Here is a 15,032-nt window from a genome sequence, read left to right on the forward strand (position 1 = left end):
TTAGCGCCGTCACATCGCCAATGGCTGTGCTAGCGCCCGCCAGCGAGGATCGTGAGCAAACCATTCCACCAGAAAATCCAACAGGGTACGCAGCGCAGCAGGCATCTGGCGGCGCGAGGTGTAAATACCGTAAATCCCCATCGCCTGCGGGCGGTATTCCGGCAACAGCGCCACCAGTTGTCCGCTAGCGAGATAAGGTGCCACAGAATAGCGCGGTTGCAGCGCGATGCCGGCCCCTTCCAGCGCGCCCGCCAGCAGCACCAGCGACTCGTTGCCGCTCAGGTTACCGCTAACGGGAATCGTAAACTTTTCATCACCGCGGGAAAAATGCCACAGGCTTTTGCCGAAATAGGTGTAGGTCAGGCAGTTATGAATCGAGAGATCGGTCAGCTGTCGCGGAATCCCGTGTTCATTCAGATAAGCAGGCGATGCACACAGCACCGACTCACAGCTTGAAAGTGGCCGGGCAATCAGATTGGGATCCAGCTCGTTGGTGATGCGCAGCGCCAGATCGATACGTTCCTCAACCAGATTCACCGTTCGGTTATTCATTTGCAGATCGATAGCGACCCGAGGATGCCGCCGCAGAAAAGTCGTTATCGCCATACCGAGCGCGCCCTGCGCCAGCGACTGCGAACAGCTGACGCGCAGCAAACCGCTTAACGTAGCATCGTCGGTATCGGCCTCGACGCGCATATCCGCCGTCAGCGCCAGCATTTCCCGACAGCGTGCCAGCGTTTTTTCACCCGCATCCGTCAGGCTCAGCTTGCGCGTGGTGCGATGCAATAGCCGCGCTCCTGCCCATGCTTCCATCTCCGCCAGATAGCGCGTCACCATCGCCCGAGACATATCCAGCGTCTCTGCCGCCGCAATCATGCTACCTCGGTCTATAATCGTTACAAACACTTCAGCAGCCGTAATGCGATCCATAAATTAGTCCGTTTTATGCAACAAACAATTGCCCGTTTTGCGGTTTTTCGTACGATTAATGCAACATAACATGATCCCACTTTCTGTCATACCTGTGGAGTATCACCATGTCTAAATCTATCGCTTTTACCGTGTCTTTACTCGCTGCATCGCTGGGTCTGGCTTCTGCGGCTAACGCCGCCGAGTTAAAAATCGACGTGTTTAATCCTGGTGAAGCCAGCATATTCCCGGTTTCTTCTGAAATTATCAGCGGCGATAAAGAAGTCGCGCTGATCGATGCGCAGTTCCAGCGTAACGATGCCCAAACGCTGGTTGATCGCATCAAGGCCACCGGAAAAAAACTGACCACCGTCTATATCAGCCATTCTGACCCTGACTACTATTTCGGTCTGGACGTGATTAAAGCCGCGTTCCCAGACGCGAAAATTATTGCGACTCAGGCGACCATCGATGCGATCAACGCCAGCAAAGACGGCAAAGTGGCGCACTGGGGCCCAGTACTGAAAGAGAACGCGCCGAAAGAGATCGTGGTTCCTCAAGCGCTTGAAGGCGATAGCTTTACCGTTGACGGCAAAAAACTGGAAGTGAAAGGACTGAAAGGGCCAACGCCGGATCGCACTTACGTCTGGATCCCTTCGCTGAAAGCCGTAGTCGGCGGTATTCCGGTATCTGCCAACATCCACGTCTGGCTTGCCGATACCCAAACGCCAGAATCTCGCGTTCACTGGCGTGACACACTGAAATCCATTGAAGCGCTGAAGCCAACCACCGTCGTGCCGGGTCACTTTATCGCGCCAACGGATTACACCTTGAAAAACGTGACGTTTACGCTGCAATATCTGGATACGGTGGAAAAAGAGCTGGCAAAAAGCAAAGATTCTGCCGAACTGATCGCAGCAATGAAAAAACACTACCCGACGCTGAAAGAAGAGTCGGGTCTTGAACTGAGCGCCAAAGTCCTGAAAGGTGAAATGAAGTGGCCACAGTAAGACTGCATTACATTTACGATCCGTTGTGCGGCTGGTGCTACGGCGCCGCCCCACTCGCACTGGCAGCGCTGGAGATTGACGGGCTGGATCTGATCCTCCACGGCGGCGGTATGATGACCGGCAGCAATAGCCGCACCATCACCCCAGAGTGGCACGATTACGTGATCCCCCACGATCGCCGCATTGCGCAAATGACCGGGCAGACCTTCGGGGAAGCGTATTACGAAGGGCTACTGCGCGACACCAGCGTGGTGCTGGATTCCGCGCCACCGACGGCTGCCGTACTCGCGGCAGAAGCGATGGATGATAAAGGCATGGTGATGCTGCACGAGATCGAGCGTGCGCACTACGTTTCCGGGCTAAAAATCGTCGACGCCGCCGTGCTGCGTCAGTGCGCGGAAGCAATCGGTCTGGATGGCGAGGCTTTCAGCACCGAGTTCGCTTTTATTCAGGCAGAAACGCTGTCAAAGCACATCAGCGCTAGCCGGGAATTACTGGCGAAAGTACGTGGACAAGGCTTCCCTACTTTTGCGCTGGAAGACGCCAACGGGAATTTCCAGCAAATCCCAGCCTCAAACTATCTGGGTCAGGTAGACGCATGGCGCAAGGTGCTGACACAGATGGTCAACCACGCGACCGCATAAGCATCCGTATCAACCTTCATAAGGGAGCACGCCAACGGCCTGCTCCCTTTTCTTTTAATAACCGCCAAGACGTGAATCTGTAGCTCTCAAACCACACCTAGAACCATCAATTGCAATATCGTACTCATAGCGACACCTTCCTGGGTAGTCATTCTTTGAATCCTCATCATCGGATTCAGCAGCGACTACTACGCTCAAAATGAATAGCGGTACACCAACAATAAGCCCTGTTGTTCTCCAAAAACTAATTTTTTCACTCCCATCGGCATTATGGATAATCTGACCTTGATCGTCACGCGCAGCACAACCTGTCATTAATAGGCATAAGGCTATTATCAGTATTTTTTTCATGATTTTTAGTTAGAGAAGAACCTCTTGGCAGATTAAAGAACACGCCCAAAAATACTATTGATAACGATCATGATTTTTTGAAAAAAGTTTTTAAATACCAGCAGTTATCACAACGCCCCTCTAGCCACACCTTCAGAAACTTGTTAGTGCTTTTAGGGTTGAATTAAACAATTTAACCTACCTGAAAACCTTCCAATGTTGTACCGATGAATCCTGCCTAAAGCAAAACTCTGCACGTAAACCGACGACGGAAGTTTAGGTACTCGTTAAGAAATGGCACTGGCAAAAGGAGAACGTCAAGAAGTGATGTTAACGTCCGCTTTTGGCTGTGAGTTCAATCGATTAATGCAACACACTGGTTTAACCCTGTTCGAGCACAGAACACAGCCGGAACAAGTCTGAGCCAGTACCCGTAATACATCGCTAACAGCGGCGTGATTCATATTTATTGATCTCAGATTGTTGTGCACTAAAGACACCAGTTCCCTAACCCTGAGTAAGATAGCTATCAGTCATGACCCGCACCCTGTGCTATAGTCAGCGCCAGCACAGATAACCTCAGACAACACCGCCAGACACACGAAACGATAACTGACAAACCATGACCGACGTAAAATCAGGTACACACAACACGGTATCCACCGACTCCCGCGCTTCTCGCCTTAACCGCTTCTCCATCGCGCCGATGCTCGACTGGACCGATCGCCATTGCCGGTATTTTCTTCGCCAGTTGACTAGCCAGACGCTGCTGTATACCGAAATGGTGACGACAGGCGCGATTCTTCACGGCAAAGGCGACTATCTGGCCTACAGCGAAGAAGAACACCCGCTGGCGCTACAGCTCGGCGGGAGCGATCCGCAAGCGCTGGCACAGTGTGCCAAACTGGCAGAACAGCGAGGCTACGATGAAGTAAACCTGAACGTTGGCTGCCCGTCTGACCGTGTACAGAATGGCCGTTTCGGTGCCTGCCTGATGGGCGAAGCCGCGCTGGTGGCAGACTGCATCAAGGCGATGAAAGACAGCACCTCAATCCCGATTACGGTGAAAACCCGCATCGGCATTGACGATCAAGATAGCTATGAATTCCTGTGCGACTTTATTCAAACCGTCGCCGAACGCGGCGAGTGCGATACCTTTATCGTCCACGCGCGCAAAGCCTGGCTATCGGGCCTTAGCCCGAAAGAGAATCGCGAAATTCCACCGCTGGATTATCCGCGCGTTTACCAGCTCAAGCGCGATTTCCCGGCGCTCACTATCGCCATCAACGGCGGCGTCAAAACGCTGGAAGAAGCCAAAACGCATTTACAGCATCTGGACGGCGTGATGATGGGCCGTGAGGCTTACCAGAATCCTGGTATTCTGGCGCAGGTCGACCGTGAGCTATTTGGCATCAATTCCGCCACGCCGGATCTCGCTGGCGTGGTGCGAGACATGTATCCCTATATCGAACGCGAACTCTCTGGCGGCGCGTCGTTAGGCCACATCACGCGCCACATGCTCGGCATGTTTCAGGGCATCCCCGGCGCGCGTCAGTGGCGACGCTATCTGAGTGAAAACGCCCACAAACCCGGTGCTGACGCTGCGGTGGTAGAGCGTGCACTGGCGCTGGTTAATCTGGTTTAAAAAATACTAATAGTTAGTATTTTTCATCAACACTCTGTCATTTCTCTTCCTGACGCCGCTGGTAAATCAATCACTTACCAGCGGCACATCTTGGCACGATTCTTGTTATAGCTTATGTAGCACGCAGAACTTTTCTCTGCGGTTTAACCGCTACAGGAGCACACCATGTTGGAAATTTTCTTCGTTATTGGCTTTTTTATCATGCTGATGTTGACGGGCGTGTCACTGCTGGGCGTGATTGCGGCACTGTTTGTGGCGTCCCTTTTTATGTTGATTGGTGGGCTGTTTAGCATCGCGATAAAGGTGCTGCCGTGGCTGATTTTAGCCGTCGCGGCGGTGTGGCTGTGGCGCAAATTTAGCGGTCGACCTGTCTACAACTCGCACCGCTATACTTATCGCAAATACACGTATCGCCAGCGCAACGGAAATGAGTGGTAATGCCTGAAAGGGAAAAATCTGGGTTACACGAAAGTGAGTTGCGTGCGCAAATGACGGGCAAGGCCGTGTTTAACAACAACTTGTTTGAATACGGCCGGTTTTAGTACAAAAGTGTGCGCCAGCAGATATTTTTTCCCGGATGTGGCTGCTAGGATGACGCCACAGTTTGACACCCGATTGTCGGTGAGCAAACTACACATGGTAAATAAACCATGGTGGCAAAAAGCCACACGATTTCATCGTCGTCAGGGAAATAATAGCCGCACAGCGGCACTTTCGTGACGTTCACCACGCTGTACCCTACATACAGTCTGATGAAATTAGCGTAACGGCCAAGGCCTTTCAGGCAATAATACCGACTCTTAACGAGTCGGTATTATTGTCAGGCTCTGCCGCTCAGCAACCGCCTTCCCTGACCTCAGCACGTTCACTCACACACCACGTCCACCCTTGTTATTGCAACGACTCACGCTTGTGTAGCTTCACACGAAAGCCTGATGGCGACATCGTAAAAGCAAAGGTCTCGGTGACGTCCGATGCGGGCTGCTGCGCCTCGACACGGAACCCGCTACACAGCGCGTGAAACCCCAGCTTAATTTCCATTAATGCCAGCGACCGTCCGGGGCACATACGCGCCCCTCCACCGAAAGGCTGGAGATCGGAAAAAGAGGCCTTTCCGCGTTCAAGCCACCGTTCAGGCACGAAATCATAAGGCTGCTGAAACAACGCGTCGTCAAACCCGCTCGCATTCAACATCAGCAACAGAGGCGTGCCTTTTTTGATCTGGAAATCATCAATAACGGTGTTCTTCGTTGGCTCAAGATACAGCAGCGGTGCAACAGGCTTGAGCCGCATCGATTCATACATCACAGCAGTGAGCCAGGGCATACGCGGTAGCGGCCACGGGAGGATAGCCCCGGCCCCATCAGCCGCCTCTTTGCACTCCTGAAAAACGCACTCTTCTACCGAAGGCGACGAGCACAGGAGAAAGCTCATCCAGGCAAGCGTATTCGCCGTCGTGTCCTCCCCTGCGATAAGGAGCGTAATCGCATTCGCTACAATGTCGTCGTCTGTCAGCGTCCCGTCTTTTTTCTGCTCGGCAAGCATCACCTGTAGCATATTTTCAGGCGCTTCCATTAACTGTGGATTTAACCGGATGCGTTTCCGCTGGCGATAAATAAACCCATCAACGTATTCGCGAATCAGGCTCAGACTTGCATCGAACTGCTTATCTCGCTCCCTCCTGATGTACCGCCATAAAGGAAACAAGGACCCGCTGCGGGCATTAATCATGGGGAATAGATGGCGTAAGCTTTGCGATAGCGGGTTCTCCCCCTGTTCGAGCGTATTCACGTCTTCACCAAAAGCCAGTAATGACGTGATATCAACCGTATAGCGCTTGAATTCTTCCACGAGGACAACGGTTTCCCCAGTTTCAGCCAGCATCGCGAAACGGTCAGATAGCCGGGCGGTCACCTTCCTGAGGCTGGGATAGAAATATTTCAAATGGGCGGGCTGAAACATCGGCTCCGTCAGCCTGCGCTGATGCTCCCAGCGCTTCCCTTCCGATGAGAAAACACCGTTCAACCCGGCTTCCTGAAACACAGATTCAATGCTATTGATTCGCCGAAATTCATCGGGGCGGGATTTCATGATGGTGCGAATGCATTCCGCGTCGGCAATCACTATCGCGGACGTGAGCCCCAGCCTTAAGCGATAAAAGCGGCCATACTGCTCTTTCCACCGCAACATCTGTAAATGAACATCACTTCGTTTTAGGTAATCAACATGCCCGAGAATGCTTCGGGCAGGGGGCATTGGCAGGCGTTTAATGGATCTCATACTCACATCCTCCTTTAGTGTGTTCAAAATCAGGCGAGAAATCGCCTGTGAAAACAACAATCGAGATAGCGAAGAGGTAAAGAGAGAACCATGTTGAAAAAATGCCGTGGAACCTATGCTCACAGCCAAACGCAACATACGCATTCGACTCTAGCTTATTGGGATTGATGTACGGCGCAGAGAACGAGCAAGGCACAAGATCTGAATGACCGTCTTAATCTATTTTTCGTCAAATCCTACAGAGGGGTGTTTAAAAAACAAACAGGAGGTTTTGGTTTTTTTGTTAAGAAGTAATACCGTAGGCAGCCCTTTACCCTGGATGAAAAAAGGGGCGGGAGAAGCGAGGTTATCGCCAGAACGCGATAACCTCATTGAGCCATTAGCCCGGAATCAGCAGGCAGGATCCCTGCGTACTGCGGCTTTCCAGTGCCCGATGAGCCGCTTGCGCATCCGCCAGCGCGAATTTCTGGTTCTGCGGCACATCGACCGTAATCGCCCCACTGGCGAGCAGTGAAAAGAGTTCATTGCTGGCTTGTTCCAGCTCGGCGCGATTCGTCACGTAGCCAAACAGCGACGGACGCGTGACATACAGCGAGCCTTTCTGGTTCAAGATCCCCAGATTGACGCCGGTGACCGGCCCGGACGCATTGCCAAAACTGACCATCAATCCGCGACGACGCAGGCTATCGAGCGAGGCTTCCCAGGTATCTTTCCCGACCGAGTCATACACAACATTCACTTTCTGCCCGTCGGTCAGTTCCGCGACGCGCTGTGCAATATTCTCGGTACGGTAATTAATGGTTGCCCAGGCACCCGCCTGTTTTGCCCGTTCCGCTTTCTCATCAGAGCCCACCGTCCCGATCAGCTTCGCCCCCAGCGCCTTCGCCCACTGGCAGGCGATCAGCCCAACGCCACCCGCCGCGGCATGGAACAGAAAGACTTCATTTGGCTTGATTTCATACGTCTGGCGCAGCAGATAGTAAACCGTCAGCCCTTTCAGGAAAGAGGCCGCGGCCTGCTCAAAGCTGATGGCATCCGGCAGCAGCGCCACCTTCTCCGCCACCACGTTATGCACGTCGCTATACGCGCCCAGCACGGACTGCGCATACACCACGCGATCGCCGACTTTCAGCACGCTAACCCCTGCTCCGACTTTCGTCACGACGCCCGCCGCTTCGGTTCCCAGCCCGGAAGGCAAATCAGGCACCGGATACAGGCCGCTGCGAATATAGGTATCGATAAAATTAATGCCGATGGCGCGGTTCTCAACCTGAACCTCTCCCGCAGCGGGGTCGGCAGGCGTGAAATCCACATATTGCAGAACCTCTGGGCCACCATAAGCTCGGAACTGAACGCGTTTTGTCATGTTATCTCCTCAACCTTGACAGGTTCATCGTGTCGCTATTATGGATATGGATTGTGTTATTTCGGACGAGTGGCATATACAATGCCCCCTAATCCAATGGCAAATCAACCGGTAAAGAACCCGTTTCATGGCAGAGAAAAGACCCACCAATAAATCGAATGAACCCCGTGACCGCCAGATGGAAGGTCTGAAACTTCCGCCACATTCGCTGGAAGCGGAGCAATCGGTATTGGGTGGCCTGATGCTCGACAATGAGCGCTGGGATAATGTCGCCGAGCGTGTTGTCGCGAACGATTTCTATAACCGCGCCCACCGCCTGATCTTCACCGAAATGCAGCGCCTGCTCGAAATGAGCAAACCGATTGACCTGATTACGCTGTCAGAATCGCTCGAACTGCAAGGCTCGCTGGAATCCGCCGGTGGCTTCGCCTATCTTGCCGAACTGGCAAAAAACACCCCGAGTGCCGCGAACATCGGTGCCTATGCCGATATCGTGCGCGAGCGCGCCGTGGTGCGTGAAATGATCTCCGTCGCCAATGAGATCGCCGATGCGGGCTACGATCCGCAGGGTCGCAGCAGTGAAGATCTGCTCGATTTGGCGGAATCCCGCGTCTTCCAGATCGCCGAAAACCGCGCCAGCAAAGATGAAGGCCCGAAAAGCATCGACCGTATTCTGGAAGACACCGTTTCCCGTATCGAGCAGCTGTATCAGCGCCCACACGACGGCGTAACCGGCGTGTCTACCGGCTATCAGGATTTGGATAAAAAGACAGCAGGCTTGCAGAAATCTGACCTGATTATCGTCGCGGCGCGTCCATCAATGGGTAAAACCACCTTCGCGATGAACCTGTGTGAAAACGCAGCGATGATGCAGGATAAACCGGTATTGATCTTCAGTCTGGAGATGCCCGGCGAACAGATCATGATGCGTATGCTCGCGTCGCTGTCCCGCGTGGATCAGACCCGTATTCGTACCGGTCAGTTAGACGATGAAGACTGGGCGCGTATTTCCAGCACCATGGGGATCCTGCTGGAAAAGCGCAACATGTACATCGATGATTCCTCCGGCCTGACGCCAACCGAAGTGCGATCCCGTGCCCGCCGCGTGTTCCGTGAACACGATGGCCTGAGCCTGATCATGATCGACTACCTGCAATTGATGCGTGTGCCGTCGCTGTCCGACAACCGTACGCTGGAAATTGCAGAAATTTCCCGCTCGCTCAAAGCATTGGCAAAAGAATTGCAGGTTCCCGTCGTCGCCCTATCGCAGCTTAACCGTAGTCTGGAACAACGCGCCGATAAGCGCCCGGTTAACTCGGATCTGCGTGAATCCGGCTCCATCGAGCAGGATGCCGACCTGATTATGTTTATCTATCGTGATGAGGTTTATCACGAAAACAGCGACCTGAAAGGCATCGCTGAAATCATTCTGGGGAAACAGCGTAACGGCCCGATTGGTTCCGTTCGTTTGACCTTTAACGGGCAGTGGTCGCGCTTTGATAACTATGCCGGCCCACAATATGACGATGAATAACGCAGCGCTCAGCAATGACAACACTGCACTAAGGAACAAGAATGAAAACGGCAACTGCCGTCATTAACCGGCGTGCTTTGCGCCACAACCTGCAACGCATTCGCCAGCTAGCACCTGGCAGCCAGGTCGTTGCCGTCGTGAAAGCCAACGCCTACGGCCACGGCATGATCGACGCTGCCCATACTTTTTCCGACGCTGATTGCTACGGCGTCGCGCGGCTCTCCGAAGCGCTGGCACTGCGCGCCGCGGGCATCACCAAGCCTATCGTCCTGCTGGAAGGCTTTTTCTCCGCCGACGAGCTCCCGCTTCTGGTGGAGCACCAGCTAGAAACCGCTGTTCACAGCCCAGAACAACTTGCCGCGCTGGAACAGGCCACGCTGCCACAGCCGATACCCGTGTGGATGAAGCTCGATAGCGGCATGCACCGCCTTGGCGTTCTGCCGGAACACGCCGAGGCGTTTTGGCAGCGCCTGACCGAATGCCGCAATGTGGTTCAGCCAGTCAATATCATGAGCCACTTTTGCCGCGCCGATGAACCCGAAGCCGGAACCACCGAACGCCAACTAGCCTGTTTCGATGCCTTTACGCAGGGTAAACCCGGCGCACAGTCCATCGCGGCCTCCGGCGGCATTCTGCTGTGGCCGCAGTCGCACCGCGATCGCGTCCGTCCCGGCATCATTCTCTATGGCGTGTCGCCGCTGGATAACGAAGACGCCGCGCATTTCGGCTTCCAGCCTGCAATGACCTTTACGTCTCACCTGATTGCCGTTCGCGAACACAACGCGGGCGAAGCGGTCGGTTATGGCGGCACCTGGACCAGCCCGCGCAATACCCGTCTGGGCGTGGTAGCCGTCGGCTACGGCGATGGCTACCCGCGCTGCGCGCCAGCCGGAACCCCCGTGCTCATCAACGGTCGTGAAGTGCCGCTTTCCGGCCGCGTATCGATGGATATGATTACGGTGGATTTAGGACCGGATGCGCAGGATAAGGTCGGTGATGAGGTCATTCTTTGGGGGCCAACGCTACCGGTTGAACGCATTGCCGCGCATGCGGGTGCCAGCGCCTATGAACTGATTACGCGCTTAACCCAGCGTACCACGTTGGAATACGTCGACGGTGAGTAAAAACGGACCGGCTGGTTTTTATCGGCAGGCTCATGGCTTGCCGATTTTAAAACAGGTTATCTACTATGCGGCAAGCTGGCTTGCCGTCTCCGCTATCCTGACGCTGTTTGCCCTCATTAATTTCTATACCCTGAAACCGACGGATGTCGGCGGCACGCTGTTTGGCGGCATGTTTAGCGCGATGTTCGATCTCATCTACTGGTCTTGCGCGGCATCGGGTTTCTGCTTTCTGGCGCTCTTTCGGCTTTCAGGATGGCGTGTTGCCTGGATACTCGCGGGGCTGGTGCAAATCGGCATCAGCGCCCTGTGGCGCATTCAATATTGGCAGGATTATGAAAACGAAGAGCTGATACTTTCTCCCATGCCCGGAGAACTGTATGTTTCCATGCTGGTGGGCGCATGCATGGCCGCCATCGGCATCGTGAAATATCGGCACGCGCGGCGCAACCCAGTCGCTCAAAGCTCAACCTATGCTAAAGCCGTCGCCGCACTGCTGCTCGTTGCGCTTTATCTGGTGCTTCCGCTACATCTCTACCTACGTGAACCTCTCCCCTACTGCGCCTTCAGCCCTGACGGGCAGCAGTTAAGTGTCTGTCTGGGAGACAATGACGAACGGATTATTGTGGAGTGATGGGTTTACTGCCGTATAGGCAGCTTAGAAACACGCGCCCTGATTCAGGTCGGCCTTCTGCGGGTTCACTGCCGTGTAGGCAGCTTAGCAAATGATGTTGAACGCATAGCCCGGACGGATCTCAGTTCACTGCCGAACAGGCAGTTAATAAAAATAAACGCAGCAAAAATCAGGAATAAAAAACTCATAGGCAACGCGGCCTAAAAAGCTGGTAGTCTGTTTGGCCGACTGCCTGATACTGTTTAGGAAACGCGATGTACCACATTGATGACTTCGATCTGAAAATCCTGACGCTGCTACAGACGAACGGCCGCCTGACCAATCAGGAGCTGAGCGATCTGGTTGGGCTTTCTGCCTCGCAGTGTTCCCGCCGTCGCATCGCGCTGGAGCAGGCACAGCTGATTCTCGGCTATCATGCCCGCCTGTCGCCGAACGCGGTCGGGCTGGAATGTCTGGGGTTGATTGAAGTGCGGTTGATCAATCACACCAGCGAATACGTTGAGCGCTTTCACCAGATGCTGGGGGAAGTGGACGCCATCATCGACGCCTATAAAACCACGGGTGATGCCGATTATCTGTTAAAAGTCGCCGTGGCCGATCTGCCAGGGCTCAGCACGTTGATTAGCCAGATTCTGTCGCAGAACAAGAGCGTCGCGCACCTGAAAACCTCCGTGGTATTGAACCGCCTCAAAGAGAACGGTTTGATGATGCCAGAACTGCCTGCGTTGCCCTAAATTGGGGCAATTGCATCCATTTGGTGCAAAAAATGAATACTTCACGCAATAAACCCCAAGAAGATGCACGGGAAAGACAAATAGATAATAAAAAACGCATGAATCACGCATTATTTTCATTCATATAATTCAACACGTTATTTTTATCGCAGGCGAGAGTATGCAGACACCAGACGCTAAGCAGCACTATCTGGTGCGATTCTTGCTTTGGTAAGCACATGTTTTTACGACAGTCTGTTGAGTGCTCACCATGGATAACGTTATTCCCACACAAAAAATATCACACACGCTGCTGGAAGATATTCTGGCGATACTGATCGGCACGCTGATGGTGTCGTTTGGCGTCATTCTGCTGCGTCAGGCCGGTGCCCTCACCGGCGGCACCGCTGGCATCGCTTTCCTTACCCACTACCTGACTAACGTCTCCTTTGGCGTTGCCTTTTTCCTGCTGAATCTGCCCTTCTATTATCTGGCCGTGCGCCGCATGGGGTGGGAGTTCACGGTGAAAACGTTCTGCGCCGTCGGGCTGGTTTCCCTGTTCTCCGACCTGCACCCGATGTTCGTTCATTTCGATCAGCTCAACCCGTTCTACGCCACGCTGTTTGGCAATATCATCACCGGCATAGGCTTCGTAGTGCTGTTCCGCCATAAGGCCAGCCTCGGCGGTATGAATATTCTGGCGCTGTATCTTCAGGACAAATACGGCCTGCGGGCGGGAAAACTCCAGATGGGCGTTGACGTTGTGATTGTGCTGACTTCCCTGTTCGTGGTAAGCATACCAATGTTGATTGCTTCGATTCTGGGGGCAACCATTCTGAACCTGATTATCGCGATGAACCATCGCCCCGGCCGTTACGCGGCCTGATTGTTCCCCACCATCGTCGGGGTTGCGGTACCCATAAAAATGACACACTCAGGAGAGCTACACTGTGTTTCAAAACGTTGATACCTATGCCGGAGATCCTATCCTGTCTCTGATGGAAAAATTCAAACAGGATCCAAGAGCGGATAAGATCAATTTGAGTATCGGGCTCTACTACAACGAGCAGAATATTATCCCGCAACTGCGCTCCGTCAGCGCAGCCGAAAGCAGCCTGAAACAGCCAGCGCAGAGCGCGAGCTCTTATCTGCCGATGGAAGGGTTACAGCCTTACCGTACCGCGATCCAACACCTGCTGTTTGGTGAAAACCACGCGGCACTGGAAGCGGGTCGCATCGCCACCATCCAGACGCTGGGCGGTTCCGGTGCGCTGAAAGTCGGTGCAGATTTCCTGAAACGCTACTTCCCGAACTCAGAAGTGTGGGTCAGCGATCCAACATGGGAAAACCATATTGCGATCTTTGAGGGCGCGGGCTTTAACGTTCACACCTATCCGTATTTCGATGGCGAAAACCTGGGCGTGAAATTTGACGCCATGCTCGCCACCCTGCAAGCGTTGCCAGCGCGCAGCATCGTGCTGCTGCACCCGTGCTGCCACAACCCGACCGGTTCTGACCTCACCACAGAACAGTGGGATCGCGTCATTGAGGTCATCATCCAGCGTGAGCTAATTCCGTTTATGGACATCGCCTATCAGGGCTTTGGCCTCGGGATTGAGCAGGATGCCTATGCGATTCGCGCCGTTGCCAGCGCGGGCGTTCCAGCACTCATCGCCAACTCGTTCTCCAAGATTTTCTCACTGTATAGCGAGCGCGTTGGTGGTCTTTCCGTGGTGTGTGACGATACCGACAGCGCACAGCGCGTGCTGGGTCAGTTAAAAGCCACCGTTCGCCGCAACTACTCTTCCCCCCCGAATTTCGGCGCACAGGTGGTTTCTAAAGTCCTGAACGACGCACAGTTGAACGCCGACTGGAAAGCGGAAGTCGAAGAGATGCGCACCCGCATTCTGAGCATGCGTCAGGAACTGGTGTCGGCACTGAAAAACGCGCTGCCGAACCGTAACTTCGACTACCTGCTCACCCAGCGCGGCATGTTCAGCTACACCGGATTCAGCCCGGAACAGGTGGATCGTCTGCGTGAAGAATTCGGCGTCTACCTGATCGCCAGCGGCCGTATGTGTATGGCGGGGCTAAACCACAGCAACGTCCAGCGCGTCGCTGCGGCTTTCGCCGCGATTCAGTAAATTGTAAAACGACAACGCCACTGGCTTAACCGACTCACCGTTGTGAACTCGCTTAACTCAGTGGCTTTTGTGATAAAAATCCCATGACCCAACTACGCTACCTGAACGGTTACCCTCCGGCGATTGTTGCACAAGTACAAACGCTCCTCGATCAAGGCAAACTCGGCCCCTGGCTGGAAAAAAGATACCCGGACCGCCATCCAATCCAGAGTGACAAGTCGCTCTATCAGTTTGTCGCCGAGCTGAAACAGCGCTATCTGAAAAATGCCCCGGCAATATCAAAGGTGCTTTACGACAATAAACAGAACCCAATAAAAGGGACGCTGGGCACTAATACCTTTGTGGCGCGCGTGCAGGGTGGAAAATTAAAGTCCAACAACGAAATCAGAATAGCGACGCTATTCCGTGACGGGCCGGAAGATTTCCTACGGATGATCGTGATACACGAACTCGCCCACCTCAAAGAAAAAGACCACAACAAAGCTTTCTATCAACTCTGCTGCCATATGGATCCTGATTATCACCAGCTGGAATTTGATATGCGAATCTGGCTGAACTGGCGGGAAATAAATGCGGGTTAGATATAAAATCACCTTTTATGAGGGCTCACTTTGCTTTAACGTTGCCTTAGCCGTATTATTTCCGTGCTGATGATTGATATATTCTCACTCAGCCTATTGATAAATTTTCTCATAAGGATTT

15 protein-coding genes are annotated in these 15,032 nt (G+C 53.6%); 11 read left to right on the forward strand and 4 right to left on the reverse strand.

Translation table 11 applies throughout. The annotated features are described in order from the left end of the window. Window positions 1-9 precede the first annotated feature (9 nt). A complete protein-coding gene (locus NXT09_RS07100) occupies window positions 10-930 on the reverse strand; it encodes a LysR family transcriptional regulator (protein WP_268579262.1) in 921 nt (306 codons plus the stop codon). Between the two features lie 107 nt (window positions 931-1,037). Here NXT09_RS07100 and NXT09_RS07105 point away from each other — a divergent pair, with 107 nt between their 5' ends. Together NXT09_RS07105 and NXT09_RS07110 are read left to right on the forward strand one after the other, a co-directional pair. Continuing rightward, the gene (locus NXT09_RS07105; RefSeq protein ID WP_014916558.1) at window positions 1,038-1,919 is read left to right on the forward strand and encodes an MBL fold metallo-hydrolase; all 882 of its coding nucleotides are present in this window, start codon (window positions 1,038-1,040) and stop codon (window positions 1,917-1,919) included. After that, window positions 1,907-2,563 carry a DsbA family protein gene (locus NXT09_RS07110; protein WP_205551528.1) on the forward strand — a complete coding sequence of 219 codons (657 nt, stop codon included), beginning with the start codon at window positions 1,907-1,909 and terminating at the stop codon, window positions 2,561-2,563. The genes NXT09_RS07105 and NXT09_RS07110 overlap by 13 nt, the downstream gene beginning before the upstream one ends. A 54-nt stretch (window positions 2,564-2,617) precedes the next feature. Here NXT09_RS07110 and NXT09_RS07115 read toward each other — a convergent pair whose 3' ends face one another. After that, window positions 2,618-2,914 (reverse strand): hypothetical protein, encoded by a 297-nt coding sequence (locus tag NXT09_RS07115; RefSeq protein WP_099606215.1) that lies wholly within the window; start codon window positions 2,912-2,914, stop codon window positions 2,618-2,620. 601 nt (window positions 2,915-3,515) lie between these two features. On the opposite strand from NXT09_RS07115, the gene dusA reads away from it, so the two are divergent. Together dusA and pspG are read left to right on the forward strand one after the other, a co-directional pair. Beyond that, window positions 3,516-4,538 carry a tRNA dihydrouridine(20/20a) synthase DusA gene (gene dusA / locus NXT09_RS07120; RefSeq protein WP_268579263.1) on the forward strand — a complete coding sequence of 341 codons (1,023 nt, stop codon included), beginning with the start codon at window positions 3,516-3,518 and terminating at the stop codon, window positions 4,536-4,538. 165 nt (window positions 4,539-4,703) lie between these two features. After that, window positions 4,704-4,976, forward strand: a complete 273-nt coding sequence (pspG, locus tag NXT09_RS07125; protein WP_010279209.1) for an envelope stress response protein PspG — start codon at window positions 4,704-4,706, stop codon at window positions 4,974-4,976. Between the two features lie 453 nt (window positions 4,977-5,429). Here pspG and NXT09_RS07130 read toward each other — a convergent pair whose 3' ends face one another. Both NXT09_RS07130 and NXT09_RS07135 read right to left on the reverse strand, forming a co-directional pair. Continuing rightward, window positions 5,430-6,818 (reverse strand): cytochrome P450, encoded by a 1,389-nt coding sequence (locus NXT09_RS07130; protein WP_268579264.1) that lies wholly within the window; start codon window positions 6,816-6,818, stop codon window positions 5,430-5,432. A gap of 379 nt (window positions 6,819-7,197) precedes the next feature. Next, a complete protein-coding gene (locus NXT09_RS07135; protein WP_268579265.1) occupies window positions 7,198-8,184 on the reverse strand; it encodes a quinone oxidoreductase in 987 nt (328 codons plus the stop codon). 127 nt (window positions 8,185-8,311) lie between these two features. On the opposite strand from NXT09_RS07135, the gene dnaB reads away from it, so the two are divergent. The 7 genes from dnaB (at window position 8,312) to NXT09_RS07170 (ending at window position 14,911) form a co-directional block, all read left to right on the forward strand. Then, complete coding sequence (gene dnaB, locus NXT09_RS07140; RefSeq protein ID WP_010279223.1) at window positions 8,312-9,718, forward strand: replicative DNA helicase; 1,407 nt, start codon at window positions 8,312-8,314, stop codon at window positions 9,716-9,718. A 41-nt stretch (window positions 9,719-9,759) separates the two neighbouring features. Beyond that, window positions 9,760-10,842 (forward strand): alanine racemase, encoded by a 1,083-nt coding sequence (gene alr / locus NXT09_RS07145; RefSeq protein WP_268579266.1) that lies wholly within the window; start codon window positions 9,760-9,762, stop codon window positions 10,840-10,842. Beyond that, window positions 10,835-11,473 carry a hypothetical protein gene (locus NXT09_RS07150; protein WP_268579267.1) on the forward strand — a complete coding sequence of 213 codons (639 nt, stop codon included), beginning with the start codon at window positions 10,835-10,837 and terminating at the stop codon, window positions 11,471-11,473. The genes alr and NXT09_RS07150 overlap by 8 nt, the downstream gene beginning before the upstream one ends. Window positions 11,474-11,727: 254 nt before the next feature. Then, window positions 11,728-12,207: an Lrp/AsnC family transcriptional regulator gene (locus tag NXT09_RS07155; protein WP_010295086.1), complete on the forward strand. Its 480-nt coding sequence runs from the start codon at window positions 11,728-11,730 to the stop codon at window positions 12,205-12,207. A gap of 250 nt (window positions 12,208-12,457) precedes the next feature. Next, window positions 12,458-13,072: a YitT family protein gene (locus NXT09_RS07160; protein WP_039483668.1), complete on the forward strand. Its 615-nt coding sequence runs from the start codon at window positions 12,458-12,460 to the stop codon at window positions 13,070-13,072. Window positions 13,073-13,136: 64 nt separating this feature from the next. Then, on the forward strand, window positions 13,137-14,330 hold the full coding sequence (locus NXT09_RS07165; protein ID WP_268579268.1) for an amino acid aminotransferase: 1,194 nt from the start codon (window positions 13,137-13,139) through the stop codon (window positions 14,328-14,330). Between the two features lie 83 nt (window positions 14,331-14,413). Further along, on the forward strand, window positions 14,414-14,911 hold the full coding sequence (locus NXT09_RS07170) for a M48 family metallopeptidase (protein WP_268579269.1): 498 nt from the start codon (window positions 14,414-14,416) through the stop codon (window positions 14,909-14,911). Window positions 14,912-15,032: the final 121 nt, after the last annotated feature.

Source organism: Pectobacterium jejuense (assembly GCF_026800125.1).
GTDB classification, from domain to species: domain Bacteria; phylum Pseudomonadota; class Gammaproteobacteria; order Enterobacterales; family Enterobacteriaceae; genus Pectobacterium; species Pectobacterium jejuense.

Bases quoted from the DNA above. Each gene is read 5' to 3' on its own strand.
- NXT09_RS07115 (WP_099606215.1), bottom strand. From the start codon at position 2,914: ATGAAAAAAATACTGATAATAGCCTTATGCCTATTAATGACAGGTTGT.
- alr (WP_268579266.1), top strand. From the start codon at position 9,760: ATGAAAACGGCAACTGCCGTCATTAACCGGCGTGCTTTGCGCCACAAC.
- NXT09_RS07135 (WP_268579265.1), bottom strand. From the start codon at position 8,184: ATGACAAAACGCGTTCAGTTCCGAGCTTATGGTGGCCCAGAGGTTCTG.
- NXT09_RS07105 (WP_014916558.1), top strand. From the start codon at position 1,038: ATGTCTAAATCTATCGCTTTTACCGTGTCTTTACTCGCTGCATCGCTG.
- NXT09_RS07100 (WP_268579262.1), bottom strand. From the start codon at position 930: ATGGATCGCATTACGGCTGCTGAAGTGTTTGTAACGATTATAGACCGA.
- NXT09_RS07160 (WP_039483668.1), top strand. From the start codon at position 12,458: ATGGATAACGTTATTCCCACACAAAAAATATCACACACGCTGCTGGAA.
- pspG (WP_010279209.1), top strand. From the start codon at position 4,704: ATGTTGGAAATTTTCTTCGTTATTGGCTTTTTTATCATGCTGATGTTG.
- dusA (WP_268579263.1), top strand. From the start codon at position 3,516: ATGACCGACGTAAAATCAGGTACACACAACACGGTATCCACCGACTCC.
- NXT09_RS07155 (WP_010295086.1), top strand. From the start codon at position 11,728: ATGTACCACATTGATGACTTCGATCTGAAAATCCTGACGCTGCTACAG.
- dnaB (WP_010279223.1), top strand. From the start codon at position 8,312: ATGGCAGAGAAAAGACCCACCAATAAATCGAATGAACCCCGTGACCGC.
- NXT09_RS07130 (WP_268579264.1), bottom strand. From the start codon at position 6,818: ATGAGATCCATTAAACGCCTGCCAATGCCCCCTGCCCGAAGCATTCTC.
- NXT09_RS07170 (WP_268579269.1), top strand. From the start codon at position 14,414: ATGACCCAACTACGCTACCTGAACGGTTACCCTCCGGCGATTGTTGCA.